The 14,988-nt window shown below is 59.3% G+C and carries 13 protein-coding genes; 11 read left to right on the top strand and 2 right to left on the bottom strand.

The window, feature by feature from the left end; translation table 11 throughout:
* A complete protein-coding gene (locus C5F52_RS08555; protein WP_236657787.1) occupies positions 1 to 1,386 on the bottom strand; it encodes a TolC family protein in 1,386 nt (461 codons plus the stop codon).
* 84 nt (positions 1,387 to 1,470) lie between these two features.
* On the opposite strand from C5F52_RS08555, the gene C5F52_RS08550 reads away from it, so the two are divergent.
* The 10 genes from C5F52_RS08550 to C5F52_RS08505 are packed head-to-tail and all read left to right on the top strand — an operon-like array spanning position 1,471 to position 12,920.
* Positions 1,471 to 2,169, top strand: coding sequence for a response regulator transcription factor (locus C5F52_RS08550; RefSeq protein ID WP_104797937.1), 699 nt, complete (start codon positions 1,471 to 1,473; stop codon positions 2,167 to 2,169).
* Positions 2,156 to 3,565 carry a sensor histidine kinase gene (locus tag C5F52_RS08545; protein WP_236657786.1) on the top strand — a complete coding sequence of 470 codons (1,410 nt, stop codon included), beginning with the start codon at positions 2,156 to 2,158 and terminating at the stop codon, positions 3,563 to 3,565. The genes C5F52_RS08550 and C5F52_RS08545 overlap by 14 nt, the downstream gene beginning before the upstream one ends.
* Before the next feature lie 60 nt (positions 3,566 to 3,625).
* Complete coding sequence (gene mnmG, locus C5F52_RS08540; RefSeq protein ID WP_104797935.1) at positions 3,626 to 5,683, top strand: tRNA uridine-5-carboxymethylaminomethyl(34) synthesis enzyme MnmG; 2,058 nt, start codon at positions 3,626 to 3,628, stop codon at positions 5,681 to 5,683.
* Between the two features lies 1 nt (position 5,684).
* Complete coding sequence (rsmG, locus tag C5F52_RS08535) at positions 5,685 to 6,434, top strand: 16S rRNA (guanine(527)-N(7))-methyltransferase RsmG (RefSeq protein WP_104797934.1); 750 nt, start codon at positions 5,685 to 5,687, stop codon at positions 6,432 to 6,434.
* 30 nt (positions 6,435 to 6,464) lie between these two features.
* Positions 6,465 to 7,079 (top strand): LysE family transporter, encoded by a 615-nt coding sequence (locus C5F52_RS08530; protein WP_104797933.1) that lies wholly within the window; start codon positions 6,465 to 6,467, stop codon positions 7,077 to 7,079.
* A 27-nt stretch (positions 7,080 to 7,106) separates the two neighbouring features.
* Entirely contained in the window at positions 7,107 to 7,904 is a 798-nt protein-coding gene (locus C5F52_RS08525) for a ParA family protein (RefSeq protein WP_104797932.1), read from the top strand.
* A 7-nt stretch (positions 7,905 to 7,911) separates the two neighbouring features.
* Positions 7,912 to 8,478, top strand: coding sequence for an alpha/beta hydrolase (locus C5F52_RS08520; RefSeq protein WP_201746994.1), 567 nt, complete (start codon positions 7,912 to 7,914; stop codon positions 8,476 to 8,478).
* Positions 8,468 to 9,385: a ParB/RepB/Spo0J family partition protein gene (locus C5F52_RS08515; RefSeq protein WP_104797931.1), complete on the top strand. Its 918-nt coding sequence runs from the start codon at positions 8,468 to 8,470 to the stop codon at positions 9,383 to 9,385. The genes C5F52_RS08520 and C5F52_RS08515 overlap by 11 nt, the downstream gene beginning before the upstream one ends.
* Before the next feature lie 20 nt (positions 9,386 to 9,405).
* On the top strand, positions 9,406 to 11,160 hold the full coding sequence (locus C5F52_RS08510; RefSeq protein WP_104797930.1) for an ATP-binding protein: 1,755 nt from the start codon (positions 9,406 to 9,408) through the stop codon (positions 11,158 to 11,160).
* Entirely contained in the window at positions 11,157 to 12,920 is a 1,764-nt protein-coding gene (locus C5F52_RS08505) for an ATP-binding protein (RefSeq protein WP_104797929.1), read from the top strand. The genes C5F52_RS08510 and C5F52_RS08505 overlap by 4 nt, the downstream gene beginning before the upstream one ends.
* Here the strand turns inward: C5F52_RS08505 and C5F52_RS08500 are convergent.
* A complete protein-coding gene (locus C5F52_RS08500) occupies positions 12,889 to 14,316 on the bottom strand; it encodes an FAD-binding oxidoreductase (protein ID WP_104797928.1) in 1,428 nt (475 codons plus the stop codon). The two genes, C5F52_RS08505 and C5F52_RS08500, sit on opposite strands and share 32 nt — an antisense overlap.
* Before the next feature lie 106 nt (positions 14,317 to 14,422).
* Here C5F52_RS08500 and C5F52_RS08495 point away from each other — a divergent pair, with 106 nt between their 5' ends.
* The gene (locus C5F52_RS08495) at positions 14,423 to 14,986 is read left to right on the top strand and encodes a cob(I)yrinic acid a,c-diamide adenosyltransferase (RefSeq protein WP_104797927.1); all 564 of its coding nucleotides are present in this window, start codon (positions 14,423 to 14,425) and stop codon (positions 14,984 to 14,986) included.
* Positions 14,987 to 14,988 lie beyond the last annotated feature (2 nt).

Here is a 14,988-nt window from a genome sequence, read left to right as displayed (position 1 = left end):
TCAGCGGCTGACGTTGGGCGTTTTGCCTGTGGCGTTGCTGCTTTCTGTGTCCGGGGTGCGCAGACGCCAGACCACGTTCGCTTTGGCGTAGTCGGCGCGGGCCAACGCTGCTTCGATCAAGGTGCTGCGCAGCGTGCGGCGTGCGTCGATCAAGTCGGTGAGCGAGGAGGCGCCTTTGGCGTAAGCCACTTCGGCTTGTTCGGCCACGCGGCGTGCGCGGGGCACGATGTCTTGGGCGTACAAGGTTTCGCGTTGCAAGGCGGTGCGCAATTCTTCCAACAGGCGTTGCAACTCAGCGCGTGCGTCTTGTTTGGTTTTCTCCGCCAAGTCTTGGGCTTGGGTGAGTTGTGCTTGGGCGCGGCCAATTTCGCCTTCAAAACCATAGCCCCATTGCAGGGGCACCGAGAAGCGCAATTCAAGGCTGCGGCGGGACACGCGGGGGTCGTGGTCCAAGCTGCTGCCTACGGTCACATCGGCTGTTTTTTGTGACACGGCAAGGTCGAGGGCGGCTTGTGCGGCTGTCACGCGTTCTTGTGCGGCTTTTACATCAGGGCGTTGTTCCACCCAAGTTTCGGGCACGTCGCTGCGCAATGGCGTGCTGGGCAATGCGGGCCAGTCGGCGGCGATGCCCCAGTGGGCGAGGTCAACGCGCAGGGCCGTCAGTTGGCGTAGCAACAGCAAAGCACGTTGTTGGTCCAGCTGGGCGCTGTGGGTATCGGCTTGGGCGCGTTGGGCTTCGATGTCGAAGCGGGCGGTGTCTTGGGCTGACAGGTCACCTGCCTTCAGGCGCAGGCCCGCACTTTTGGCCAGCAATTGAGCGCTTTGTAAAAGTGCGTGCATTTCGCGATGGCGTTCTCGTGCCGCCAGCAAGTCAAAGTAGGCCGCTGCGGCTGCGGCCTGTTGCCTTTGCTGCATGTCTTGCAAATCGGCTTGTGCCGCGTTGGCCAAACGACTGGCGCTTTGGGTGCGCAGGGCGCGTTTGCCGCCGCGCTCCCACGTCCAGTCAATGCCGCCGGATTTGTCGATGTTCTTTTGACCAAACGGGCCGGGGCCGACGCCTTGGTCCCCCTTCACGCCGTTGTCCAAATACATCTGACTGGTTTTGGCGGTGAACACGGGGAAGGGCGAGCGGTCAGCGGCCAGCACGTCGGCTTTGGCGGCTTCCGCGGCTTGGCGTGTGATGGCCACGTCGATGTTGTTGCGGGCGGCCTCTAAGACGCGGGTCAGTCCCAGCGTTTCTGTGGCTGTTTGTGCCATCACGCTGCCGTGGCTGAAGGCCAACGCGGCGGCGATGGCGGTGGCCCATGTGGCTACCGCAGCGGTGCGTAAAGTGTGGCTGTATGCCGCGTTTAGGCGGCGCAGGCGCAGGTTCTGTCGTATGCTCATGCGCCGTTTATCGTTGATGCTGCCTGACCAATTCCTGACCAAACCAGGCGCTCCTGTCGCCCTTCATTCTTTCTATTTAACGCCGTGCGAATTTTGCTCATCGAAGACGATGCCGTGTTGCAAACGGTGATGCTGCGCAGCTTGAGCGATGCGGGTCATCGCGTGGACGCGGCCAGTCATCTGGAGGAGGCGGCGCATTTTTGGCAAGTGCAGAGTTACGACGCGGTGCTGCTTGATCTGAACCTGCCCTTGAATGGTCAAGCCCATGCCGCCCAAGGCAGCGGCTTGCAGCTGCTGCGCAACGCCCGTGCGCGTGGCGACCGCACGCCTGTGCTGGTGTTGACGGCACGCAACCGCACCGACGAACGCATTGCCGGCCTCGATGCGGGGGCCGATGACTACTTGGGCAAGCCCTTTGATTTAGAAGAGGTGGAGGCCCGCTTGCGGGCTTTGGGCCGACGTGCCCAAGGTGCTGACGATGTGGCGCGCGTGGGCCGCTTGGCGTTGCACCGCAAGAACCGCCGCATCCTGCTCGACGAGGACGACTTGGCCTTGCCCGCCCGCGAGTTCGAGGTGCTGTGGGAGCTGATGACGCCGCCGGGTCGCGCGGTCAGCAAACGCATCTTGTCTGACAAGCTGTCTGGCTTTGACGAGGCCTTGGGTGACAACGCGCTGGAGGCGTTCATCTCGCGGCTGCGTAAAAAATTGGCCGACAGTGGCGCCACCATTCGCACCTTGCGCGGCATTGGTTATGTGCTGGAGGCTCCGCGTGATCGCGCCTGATCGCCTGCACCTCAAGCCCTCGCTGCGCAACCGGCTGCTGCGCCATGTGCTGCTGCCTTTGGCGCTGACATGGATGATCGGCTCGGCCTTGGTGGTGGGCGTGGCCTCTTATTTTATGCAGCAGGCGTTTGACCGCGCTTTGTTGGACGACGCGTATTTGGTGGCCAGCCATGTGCGCCGCACGGCCGATGTCGGCGTGGGCGGGTTGGAGTTGGGCTTGACGGCGCAAGAGATAAGTACGGTGCTGTTCGACCAAAGCGAGTCTTTGTACTTTGCGGTGTTGCGCCCCGACGGGTCTATGCTGGCAGGACACGCGGGCTTGCGGCCCGCCATTTTGAATGGCACGGCGACGCCGCAATTCGATGCTTTAGATTATCAAAACCATACGCTTCGCAGCGTGACCATTCACCGTCAGCAGCCGTCCGACTTTTATGTGGTGATGGCGCAAACCACCGCCAGCCGAGACCGCTTGCTGCAACGCTTGTTGGTGTTTTCCATTGCGCCGCAGGTGCTGCTGTTGATGGGCTTGGCCGCGTGGTTGCAACGGGCCATTGAGACCGACTTGGTGCCTTTGGCGGAGCTAGAGCAGGCCTTGGGACGCCGTGACGCCCGTGACCTCACGCCTGTGCCCGTGTCTGCCAGCACGCGTGATGTGCAGCGCTTGGGGCAGGCGATCAACGGGTTGTTGGGGCGCATTGCCTTTAGCGTGCAAGCGCAGCGCGAGTTTTCGGGCAACGTGGCGCATGAGTTGCGCACGCCCCTAGCGGGCATCCGCGCGTTGGCCGATTACGGCTTGCGTCACCCCGATCCACAAGTCTGGCGTGAGCAGTTGACGGGCATTGCCCAGAGCCAAGCCCGAGCCAGCCATTTGGTGGACCAACTGTTGGCGCTGGCCTTGGCGGACGAGGCGCACCAAAGTTTGGTGCAGGAGCCCGTGTTTTTAGACGCGTTGGTGGGCGAGGCTGTGTTGCGGTTTTTGCCCCGTGCGGATGCGATGCAGGTCGATTTAGGCGCACGCGGTGTGGACCGTCCCGTGCAGGTGATCGGCAACGCGGCGTTGATCGAAGGTGTGTTGAACAACTTGCTGGACAACGCCTTGCGTTACGGTCGCGCCGAGGCGGGCGAGTGTCGTATCACCGTGTCCGTGGTGGAGGTACCGCAAGCGGTGGTGCTGTCGGTCAGCGACAACGGGCCGGGCGTGTCTCAGGCTCAACTCACGCAACTGTCGCGCCGCTGGGTGCAGGGGTCGGCGGGCGAGGCTTTGAAAGAGGGCTCGGGTTTGGGCTTGGCCATCGTCAGCGAATATGTGCGTTTGCTCGGTGCCAGCGTGGCCATGCAAAACGAAAGCCCCCACGGCTTGCGCGTGACCGTGACGTTTGAAAACCCCGCCTTGTAAAATTGCGGTCTGCTAGGCAGGGCGGCGCACAGCCCCTGCATCCCCCCAAAGGTTGGTTTTATGTTGTACCCCGAAGAATTTGATGTCATCGTCGTTGGCGGTGGCCATGCCGGCACGGAAGCCGCGCTCGCGTCTGCGCGCATGGGCGCGAAAACCTTGCTGCTGTCGCACAACATCGAAACCCTGGGCCAGATGAGTTGCAACCCGTCCATCGGCGGCATTGGCAAAGGCCACTTGGTCAAAGAGGTGGATGCCTTGGGCGGTGCGATGGCTTTGGCCACGGACGAGGGCGGCATTCAGTTCCGCATTTTGAACAGCTCCAAAGGCCCAGCCGTGCGGGCGACTCGCGCGCAAGCCGACCGCATTTTGTACAAAGCCGCCATCCGTCGCATGTTGGAGAACCAGCCGAACTTGTGGCTGTTCCAGCAAGCCGTAGACGACTTGATGGTGGAGGGCGACCGCGTGGTGGGCGCTTCTACGCAAGCGGGCATTCGTTTCCGCAGCCGCACCGTGGTGTTGACGGCGGGCACGTTTTTGGACGGCAAGATCCATGTGGGCCTGAACAACTACGCCGGTGGCCGCGCGGGTGACCCACCGGCCGTGAGCTTGTCTGCACGTCTCAAAGAATTGAAGTTGCCGCAAGGGCGATTGAAAACCGGCACACCCCCGCGCATCGATGGCCGCACGATTGACTTCAGTCAATGCACCGAGCAGCCAGGTGACGGCGTGGCCTCACAGACAGCGACGGGCGCACCTTCGGCTGGCGTGTTAGGCGAAGTGCCTGTGTTCAGCTTCATGGGCCGTGCGTCCATGCATCCGCAACACATGCCGTGCTGGATCACCCACACCAACCAACGCACCCACGACATCATCCGCTCCGGCTTTGACCGCAGCCCCATGTTCACCGGCAAGATTGAGGGCGTGGGTCCGCGCTATTGCCCGAGTGTGGAAGACAAGATCAACCGCTTTGCCGACAAAGACAGCCACCAAATTTTCTTAGAGCCCGAAGGCTTGACCACCCACGAGTACTACCCCAACGGCATCAGCACCAGCTTGCCGTTTGACATTCAGTACGAGTTGGTGCGCTCCATGAAGGGTTTGGAAAACGCCCACATCATTCGCCCTGGCTATGCCATTGAGTACGACTATTTCGACCCGCGTGAGTTAAAGCGCACGTTTGAAACCCGTGCCCTCGGTGGTTTGTTCTTTGCGGGGCAGATCAACGGCACCACCGGTTACGAAGAGGCGGCGGCACAGGGTTTGTTTGCGGGCATCAACGCTGCGCTGCAATGTCGCAGCTTGGCCGGTGCGGCCAACGACTTTGGCGGCGCATGGATGCCAGGCCGCGACCAAGCCTATTTGGGCGTGATGGTCGATGACCTCACCACCAAGGGCGTGACCGAGCCTTACCGCATGTTCACCAGCCGCGCCGAGTTCCGCTTGCAATTGCGAGAAGACAACGCCGACATGCGCCTGACCGAAGTCGGCCGTCAAATGGGCCTGGTGGACGATGCCCGCTGGGAGGCTTTCAGCCGCAAGCGCGATGCTGTTTCACGTGAAACAGAACGCCTCAAGTCCACTTGGGTGAATCCACGCAATTTGTCTGCCGCGGAGTCTGAGCGCGTCATGGGCAAGGCCATTGAGCATGAATACAGCTTGGCCGATTTGTTGCGCCGTCCCGATGTGAGTTACGAAGGTTTGATGTCCCTCGATGCGGGCAAGTACCAGAGCGCCGAATTGGTTGACGGGTTGGCAGCGGGTGACGTTTCACGTGAAACAACGCGTGCTGTGATTGAGCAAGTCGAGATCGCAGCAAAGTACTCGGGCTACATTGATCGCCAGCGCGATGAAGTGCAGCGTGCGGCGCAATACGAAAACCTGCGGTTGCCAGAAACCTTGGATTACGAACAAGTCACGGCCTTGTCGATTGAGGTGCGTCAGCGCCTGACGCGTTACCGTCCCGAGACTTTGGGGCAGGCCTCGCGTTTGTCGGGCATCACGCCTGCTGCTATTTCTTTGTTGTTGATCCACCTCAAGCGTTCGCGCGTGAAGGGTTTTGCGGCAGAGGCGGGCGCCGACGCGTCTGCGTCTGCGCCAACTGCGGTGGAGGCGAGCTGAGATGCATCCTTTGTCAGAAAAGCTGCGCGCTGGGTTGCAAGACTTGGGCTTGCCCGTCAGTGACGAGCGCCAAGCCCAGTTGTTGGCCTACATGGATTTGATTGCCAAGTGGACCAAGGTCTACAACCTGACGGCGGTGCGCGATGCGGAGGAGATGCTCACGCACCACTTGCTCGACAGCTTGGCGGTGATTGCCCCTTTGCGCCGTGAGCTGGCTAAGTTGGTTCCCGACGCTCAGGCTGTTGCTGGCTTGGGTGGCGCGGCAGTTGCTGCTGCGCACGTGCGGGGTGCAGCTGTGGGCGAGGCGGATAAGGCTGTGCCAACAACGACACCCCCCATTTTTCGCCTGTTAGATGTAGGTGCCGGCGCTGGCTTGCCCGGCGTGGTCATTGCCATCACTTGCCCGGATGTGCAGGTGACTTGCGTGGACACGGTGGCCAAGAAGGCGGCGTTTGTTCAGCAAGTGGCAGCCACTTTGCGTTTGCCCAATCTCAAGGGTTTGCATGCACGGGTTGAGTCGCTCGCCCAGCCTTACGACGTGGTGTGCTCGCGTGCCTTTGCTTCTTTGGTTGACTTCACCACTTGGTCTAAGTCTGCTTTGGCGTCTCACGGTGTATGGATGGCGATGAAGGGCAAACACCCCGAGCAAGAGATGGCCGTCTTGCCCGAAGGGGTGAATGTGTTTCACGTGGAACAGCTCCAAGTGCCTGGTTTGGATGCCGAACGCTGCATCGTCTGGATGCGGGGTTAAACTGCCCCCTCTTCTGTTTTTGAGGTTTCCATGTTCGGTATTGCCGACTACGGCGCTTTTGTCGTTGCCATCATTGTTTTTCTAGCCATTCCCGGCCCCGGTAATTTGGCCTTGTTGACGGCCACAGCCAAGGGCGGTGTGCGCGGCGGCATGGCAGCCACCTTGGGTGTGATTGCAGGCGATCAGGTGCTGTTGTGGTCTGCGGTAGCGGGCGTGGCGGCTTTGTTGGTGGCCAGTCCTTCGGTGTTTTCTGCGGTGCAGTGGGCGGGGGCAGCTTATTTGGTGGGGCTTGGTTTTGCGTTGTTGAAAACCAAAATTGGCGATGCGCCCGTGTTGAACATGGCCCCGCACCATTACTTTCGGCAAGCGCTGCTCATCACGGTGTTGAACCCCAAGGCCATTGTGTTTTACATGGCGTTCTTCCCGTTGTTTGTGACGCCTGCGATCCACCAAGGCTTGCTCACCTTTGGCGTGATGGCCGCGACCATTGCGGCGTTGACCTTTGGCTACGGTCTGGTGGCTGTTTTGCTCGCGCACTTCTTGGCTGCACGCGTGCGTGCCAACCCGTTGATTGGGTGGGTGTTGAACAAGATCGCAGGTTTGCTGCTGATTGGTTTTGGCCTCAAGCTGGCTTTTTTCAAGTAATTTTTTCTCCTTTCACGAAAGCCCTTCATGGCCAAAATTTTCTGTGTTGCCAACCAAAAAGGTGGCGTCGGCAAGACCACCACCACCGTCAATTTGGCGGCAGGTTTGGCCAGCGTGGGGCAGCGTGTGTTGATGGTCGACTTAGACCCGCAAGGCAATGCCACCATGGGCTCTGGTGTGGACAAGCGTCAGTTGGCCTTGTCGGTGTACGACGTACTGCTTGAATCTGCCAGCATTGTGGAAGCGCGTGTGCGCAGCAACTGGGGCGACGAAGGCGCGCGTGCCAAAGCGGCCACGTACGACGTGCTGGGTGCCAACCGCGACTTGGCCGGTGCTGAAGTGGAAATGGTGGACCTAGAGCGTCGCGAGAATCGCCTCAAACTGGCGTTGGCTAGCGTTCAGCATGAATACGATTTCGTCCTGATCGATTGCCCGCCTTCGCTGTCCATGCTCACGCTGAACGGCTTGTGCAGCGCGCACGGCGTGATCGTGCCCATGCAGTGCGAATATTTTGCGTTGGAAGGGTTGACCGATTTGGTCAACACCATCAAGCAAGTGCACGCCAACCTCAACCGCGATTTGAAAATCATTGGCCTCTTGCGCGTCATGTTTGACCCGCGCATCACCTTGCAACAACAAGTCAGCGATCAGCTGCGTGACCACTTCGGCGACAAAGTGTTCAACGCCGTCATTCCGCGCAATGTGCGTTTGGCCGAAGCCCCGAGCTACGGCTTGCCTGGCGTGGTGTTTGACCCTTCAGCCAAGGGCAGCCAAGCCTTTGTGGAGTTTGCGCAAGAGATGGTCGAACGTGTCAAAGCCATTTGATTCGCAGATGGCGAACACGCGGGTGACGCCCCAAGTTCTCCTGCTTCCCGGTTGGCACAACAGCGGGCCCGCGCATTGGCAAAGTCTGTGGCAGGCCGAGCACGGCTATGTGCGCGTTGAGCAGCACAGCTGGGATCGCCCCTTGCGTGGTGACTGGATGGCGCAACTCGAAGAGGCGGTTTTGCAGCACCCGCAGAGCGTGCTGGTGGCGCACAGCCTTGGCTGTATTCAGGTGGCTGCGTGGGCGGCACACTCGCGCAACACCCACCGCGTGAAAGCGGCTTTGTTGGTGGCACCGTGCGACGCCGAGCGACCCGAGATGCAAAACATCTTGCACAGCTGGCACCCGATCGTGCGTGACCGCATGCCATTTCCCAGCATCGTGGTCACCAGCCGCAACGACCCGTATTGCAGCTTCATGCGGGCCAGTGCGCTGGCTCAGGCGTGGGGCTCGTCGATGGCGGATGGGGGCATGTGTGGCCACCTCAACGCGGACTCTCGCATTGGCAATTGGCCGCAAGGCCACGCGCTTTTACAACAATTACTCGAAGAAGAAGTTACCCATGGTTACTAAAAAACCCAAAGGCTTAGGCCGCGGCCTCGAAGCTTTGCTCGGCCCCAAAGTGGACGATGCCGCCGCCGCTGTGGCCGCTGCCAACGACGGTTTGCCCACTACCTTGCTGCTGACTGACATGGTCCCCGGCATGTACCAGCCGCGCACACGCATGGACGAAGGCGCCTTGTATGAGTTGGCCGAGAGCATCAAAGCCCAAGGCATCATGCAGCCGATTTTGGTGCGTCAACTGGCCGATGGTCCCAACGCGGGCAAATACGAAATCATTGCCGGTGAGCGCCGCAGCCGTGCCGCCAAATTGGCCGGTTTAGACCGCGTGCCTGTGCTGGTGCGCGATGTGCCCAACGAGGCCGCCGCCGCGATGGCGCTGATTGAAAACATCCAGCGTGAAGACCTCAACCCCTTGGAAGAAGCCCAAGGCTTGCAGCGTCTCATCAAAGAATTTGGCCTCACGCACGAACAAGCCGCGCAGGCCGTGGGACGCTCACGCAGCGCCGCCAGCAATTTGTTGCGCCTCATCAACTTGGCCGAGCCCGTGCAAGGCATGTTGATGGCCGGTGACATTGACATGGGCCACGCCCGTGCGTTGCTGGCCCTAGACCGCGCCACGCAGATCACAGCCGCCAATCAAATCAGTGCCAAGAGCATGTCGGTGCGCGAAGCGGAGAGTTTGGTTAAAAAACTCAGCGCAGAGTTCAACTTAGTCCCGCAAAAGCCGAAGAAAGAGAAGTCGCGTGATTTGAAGCGCGTCGAAGAAGAGCTGTCGGACTTGCTGATGGCTCAAGTTGAGGTGCGCATCAAGAAACGTGTCAAACGCCACGGCCGCATCGAAGAGATGGGCGAGTTGGCGATTCAGTTTGGTTCGCTGGACGAACTCAATGGGCTGATCGACAAACTGCGCACCTAAGTCGCAAGAAATAAACATCCATGCTGTCAAGGTTGAAAGATTGGTTAATGCCCGGTGCCCGGTTTGACGGCACCACGCTGGAACGCAGGCGTTGGCTATTCACCGTCATGTTGTGGATGACGGCTTCTTACAACTTTGCTTTTTATTTTTTTGAAAACCCAGGCTATGACCCGTACTTCCATGTGTGGGGTGCCATTTGCTTTGTGGGTTTGTTTGTCGCTTTGCGCTTGGGGTTGTCTTACGGGCTGGCCGTTAATTTAGGCGTCTTCCTGACTATTTTCATGATCGACTACGTGGCCATCTACACCGGTGGCATCAACTCGCCAGCGATGGTGTGGACCGTGGTGGTGGTGTTGCCCGTCATCATGTTGCTGGGACGGCGTGCGGCTTTGTTTTGGCTGGCGGGTGTGTTGACGAGCAACGTGTTCATTCTGGTTGGCACGTTGGAGGGGTATTTCAATGCCAATGCCGATCTGCGTAACAACGTCTTGCTGTGGGCCTTGGGGACCAAGGTGGCCGTGGTTTGTACGGCCATGCTCATTGGTTATTTTTCAGAGCGTATGCACTATTTGCAGGTCAGTGAAATTGACCGCAGCAATGCCGACCTCGAAGTGACGCACCAAGCCTTGATTCGCGCACAGGCCCACAAAGACGAATTCATTGCATCGGTCGGCCATGAATTGCGCACGCCCATGAATGCCATCTTGGGACTTAACGGCATCTTGCGCACCGAGTTGAGCGATCGTCCCGAAGACACCGACGTGGTCGATCACATTCGGCGCTCCACCGAGCAACTGCTGCAAGTGATCAACGACATCTTGGATTTCTCGCAACTACAAGCCGGTCTGCTGACCTTGCACCCCGACGATTTTGCGGTTGCCGAGGCCGTTGAAACGGTGATGGCTTTGTACCGCGACACGGCCGCAGCCAAAGGTCTGCAGCTCACCGCCGACACGCGCATGGTTGACTCCTTGTGGGTCAAGGGTGACCGTCAGCGCGTCATCCAAGTGCTTAAAAATTTGCTGGACAACGCCGTCAAGTTCACCACGCAGGGGCGCATCCAAGTGCGTGTGCAGCCGGTGGGTGCAGGTGTTTTGTTTGAAATTGAAGACACGGGCATTGGCATTGCCGAAGATCGGCAAGAACAAATTTTCAATCGGTTTGAACATGCCGATGTGCAAACCAACCGCCAATTCGGTGGCACGGGTTTGGGTCTGTCGATTTGCGAAAGCTTGGTCAAGCTCCAAGGCGGGCTCATTGGCGTGCACAGCACGCAGGGCAAGGGCGCGCGCTTTTGGTTCCAATTGCCATTGCGGGCCGTGGCTTCCAAAGACGGAAAGGCCGCTATTGAAGTGGCGCGAACCTTGGCCGACCGCGCTCTGAAAATTTTGTTGGTCGACGACAACGCCGTGAACCTGATGGTGGCGCGTTTGATGTTGAAAAAATGCTTCCCCAAGGCCGAGGTGACCGAAGCCACGGGCGGAGCGGCCGCTTTGGCGCATCTGCGTCAAACGCCGTTTGATTTGGCGTTGCTCGATATGGTGATGCCCGAGATCGATGGCCTAGAGGTGGTGCGCACCTTGCGTCATGACTTCGATGCGCCTGCGCGTCAAATGCCTGTGCTGGCCCTGACCGCCAGCGCCAACCCCGTCGACCGTGACAAATGCTTGGCCGCTGGCATGAATGACGTGCTCAACAAACCGATGGATCAGCAGCAGTTGGTGGACAAAATATCGGCCCTTTTGGTCCTGGCATCACAAGGCCGTTTGACATGAAGCAGACGTGGATTGAACACCTCACGCGCTGGGCCGTGCCTAGGTTGCCGCAACGCTTTCGAGAGGGAAAGCTGCCGTACCTTTACATTTTGGTTTGGATTTTGATCGCTGCGATGGTGCTGTTGTCCATCGTCACGCCTTACCCGAATCACATCCCTGTTCCCCTGATGTTTGCGTGTGTGTTGGTTGCGCTGTTGGTGCTGTTCAGCCGAGGTGCTTCGTTGGATGTGTGCGTGCACATTGCTGTCACGGCGGGCATGGCGCAGGTGTTGTATGCCGCTTGGATGTCGGGCGGCATTTTCTCCCCTCGCATGGCATGGATGGCCATGATGCCCTTGGTGGTGTTTTATGTTGTGGGACGACGTGCAGGTGTTATTTGGATGGGCATTGCCTTGGCTGCTGAGGCGGTCTTGGCATTTCTGAATTGGCATGGGTTCATGCCTGATCAACTCACCCTAGGGCGGCAGCAAGTGTGGTCGTCTTTTGCGAGCTACAACATTGTGTTGTTGATCACCATTTCTGTCCCGTTCCTGTACGACAACATGTATTTGCAGGCGTATCAAAAGCGCAAAAAACACAACCAAGAGCTGGAAGAAAAACGCCAAGAGTTGTTGCGCACCTCGGCCTTGCGCGAGCAATTCATTGCCACGGTCAGCCACGAGTTGCGCACACCGATGAACGCCATCTTGGGCTTCAACGCCATGCTGCTCAAGCGCGTCAAAGACAAGCCGCAGGCGTTGAAAATTTTGAACCACACGCGTCAATCTGCCGACCATTTGCTCACCGTCATCAACGATGTGTTGGACTACTCGCAGCTGCAGGCGGGGCAAATCAAAGTACAGCCCGAGGTGTTTGAGTTGCGCGATACGGTCAACACCGCTTTTGAGTTATTCGGCCCTCGCGTGCACAGCATGCACTTGGCCTACAAATGCGAGATCGATGCCGCCGTGCCGCACTGGGTGCGCGCAGACCGCCATCGTTTGATGCAAATCTTGGTCAACCTGCTGGGCAACGCCATCAAGTTCACGCACCAAGGCCATGTCACCTTGCGTGTGCAACAGCAGCCTCTGTGCGTGTTCTTCTCGGTCAGAGACAGCGGCATTGGCATCGCGGCTGAGCAGCAACCCAAAATCTTTCAGCGTTTTGTGCAAGCCGATGACGACATTCAATCGCGTTATGGCGGCAACGGCTTGGGTTTGTCCATCACCCAACGGTTGGTCGAGCTCATGGGTGGGCACATTGGCTTTGAAAGCACGCCGGGCCGTGGGTCCACGTTTTGGTTCACCTTGCCATTGACGGAGGTCACGCCGCCCAAGGTGGAAGCGCCTGAGCCCGATCTGCCCGTGGCGGCCAGCGAAACACCTCGGCGTTTCTTGGTGGTCGATGACCATCCGATCAACCGCTTGCTCGCCCGTCAAATTCTGAAAAGCCGTTGGAAAAATTGTGAATTGGTCGAGGCGGACAACGGGCTCAAAGCACTCGCCGCGTTGAAGTCGCAAAGCTTTGATGTGGTGTTGATGGACATGGTGATGCCCGAAATGGATGGCATCGAGGCCACCACCGCCTTGCGCCAAACCTTGGACGCCCCAGCGTGTCACACGCCGGTCTTGGGGCTCACGGCCAACGTCAACCCGCAAGACTTAGAACGCTTCAGCACCGCTGGCGTGAATGCGGTGGAGCTCAAACCATTCGACGCGGTCAAGATGTGTGACCACGTCGAGAAGCTGCTTACATTGAAAAAATCTTCCCTGGGTTCATGATGTTGTGCGGGTCCAAAGCCCGCTTGATGGTGCGCATCATGTCCACAGCGCCGGCGCCGGTTTCGGTCACCAAGAAATCCATCTTGTGCAGACCAATGCCGTGCTCGCCTGTGCAAGTGCCGCCCAAGCTCAGCGCGCGGCTGACCAGCTTGTGGTTCAGGTCTTCGGCGGTCTCGCGTTCGGTGGGAATGTTGGGGTCGATCAAATAACCAAAGTGGAAGTTGCCGTCGCCCACATGGCCGACCAAGAAATAGGGAATGCCTGAGGCGTCGGCCTCGGCCACTGAGTCAAGCAAGCAATCGGCCAAGCGGCTGATCGGCACGCAGGTGTCGGTGCTGATGGCGCGGCAGCCCGGCTTGCTTTGCAGCGCAGCGAAATAAGCGTTGTGACGCGCCGTCCACAAGCGGGTGCGCTCTTCGGGGGTGGTGGCCCACTCGAACGATTGACCGCCTAAGTCGGTGGCAATTTCTTGCACGGTTTCGGCTTGTTCTTTCACGCCGTTGGGCGAGCCGTGGAACTCCATCAACAACATGGGCGACTCGGCCAGCCCGAGCTTGGCATAGGCGTTGACCATGCGCACCGTGTTCGTGTCGATCAACTCCACACGCGCAATCGGTACCCCCATTTGGATGATGCTGATGGTGGCGTGCACCGCCGCTTCGATGCTGGGGAACGAGCAAATCGCAGCAGACACGGCCTCGGGCAGCGGGTACAAGCGCACGGTGATTTCGGTCATCACACCCAGCGTGCCTTCGCTGCCCACGAACAGGCGGGTCAAGTCGTAACCGGCGGACGATTTTTTGGCGCGTGTGCCGGTGCGAATCACCTCACCGCTGGCCGTCACCACTTCCAAGGCCAACACGTTTTCACGCATGGTGCCGTAACGCACGGCGTTGGTGCCGCTCGCGCGCGTGGCGCTCATGCCGCCAATTGAGGCATCGGCACCGGGGTCGATCGGGAAGAACAGTCCTGTGCTTTTGATTTCGTCATTCAGTTGCTTGCGCGTCACGCCGGGTTGCACCGTCACGGTCAAATCTTCGGCGTTGATGCTCAGCACCTTGTTCATGCGGCCCACATCCACGCTGATGCCGCCTTGCACAGCCAGCAAGTGGCCTTCGAGCGACGAGCCCACACCAAAAGGAATGACAGGCACTTGGTATTGCGCAGCCAGCTTGATCGCGTCGGCCACGTCTTGCGTGCTTTCCGCAAACACCACGGCGGCAGGGGGCGGCACGGTGGTGAAGGCCGACTCATCGCGGCCGTGTTGCTCGCGAATCACTTGCGCGGTCGAGCAGTTGACGCCAAAGCGACTTTGCAATGCCGCGATCAAAGCGGCGGGCACCTCGCGTTGTGCAACGTGTGGCGCCAAGTGTTGGGGGGATGTGGGGGCGTTCATGGGGGAGTCTCCTAAGCTTTTGTCCATTCTAAGAACAAGCGCAGAGCCGCGTAGGCCGCTTGCGTGACAGGCACAATAAGCGCCACCATTTGCTGAGGAAACATTCATGGGCAATCGACTCACCCAAATCGCCACTCGCACCGGCGACGCGGGCACCACAGGTTTAGGCAACAACCAACGCGTGTCTAAAAACAGCTTGCGTGTCCACGCCATGGGCGAGGTCGACGAGCTCAACTCGCACATCGGCGTCTTGCTCTGCGAAGACATGCCCACCGACGTGCGCGACGTGTTGGTCGAGATCCAGCACCAGCTGTTCAACTTGGGCGGCGAGTTGTCCATTCCCGGTTTCGAGTTGCTCAAAGAAGAGGCCGTGCAAGCCCTTGACGCCGCGCTGGAAACGTACAACGCGCAATTACCGAAACTCGAAGAATTCATCTTGCCCGCCGGCACGCGCGGTGCCGCCTTGTCGCACGTTTGCCGCACCGTGGCACGTCGTGCCGAGCGTGCGGTGGTGGCCTTGGGCAACGAAGAGGCCATTCAAGAAGCGCCACGCCAGTACCTCAATCGTCTGAGCGATTTGATGTTTGTGTTGGCCCGCGTGCTGAACCGCCTCAACGGTGGTGACGATGTGTATTGGAAAAGCGAGCGCATGCAGCGCAACGGAGCCTGAGC

It is taken from the genome of Limnohabitans sp. TS-CS-82 (assembly GCF_002943475.1).
This window is presented reverse-complemented; position numbering and strand designations above follow the sequence as displayed.

Coding starts and splice junctions, on each gene's coding strand:
- C5F52_RS08555 (WP_236657787.1), bottom strand. CDS start 1,386: ATGAGCATACGACAGAACCTGCGCCTGCGCCGCCTAAACGCGGCATAC.
- C5F52_RS08500 (WP_104797928.1), bottom strand. CDS start 14,316: ATGAACGCCCCCACATCCCCCCAACACTTGGCGCCACACGTTGCACAA.
- C5F52_RS08495 (WP_104797927.1), top strand. CDS start 14,423: ATGGGCAATCGACTCACCCAAATCGCCACTCGCACCGGCGACGCGGGC.
- C5F52_RS08505 (WP_104797929.1), top strand. CDS start 11,157: ATGAAGCAGACGTGGATTGAACACCTCACGCGCTGGGCCGTGCCTAGG.
- C5F52_RS08510 (WP_104797930.1), top strand. CDS start 9,406: ATGCTGTCAAGGTTGAAAGATTGGTTAATGCCCGGTGCCCGGTTTGAC.
- mnmG (WP_104797935.1), top strand. CDS start 3,626: ATGTTGTACCCCGAAGAATTTGATGTCATCGTCGTTGGCGGTGGCCAT.
- rsmG (WP_104797934.1), top strand. CDS start 5,685: ATGCATCCTTTGTCAGAAAAGCTGCGCGCTGGGTTGCAAGACTTGGGC.
- C5F52_RS08530 (WP_104797933.1), top strand. CDS start 6,465: ATGTTCGGTATTGCCGACTACGGCGCTTTTGTCGTTGCCATCATTGTT.
- C5F52_RS08515 (WP_104797931.1), top strand. CDS start 8,468: ATGGTTACTAAAAAACCCAAAGGCTTAGGCCGCGGCCTCGAAGCTTTG.
- C5F52_RS08525 (WP_104797932.1), top strand. CDS start 7,107: ATGGCCAAAATTTTCTGTGTTGCCAACCAAAAAGGTGGCGTCGGCAAG.
- C5F52_RS08520 (WP_201746994.1), top strand. CDS start 7,912: ATGGCGAACACGCGGGTGACGCCCCAAGTTCTCCTGCTTCCCGGTTGG.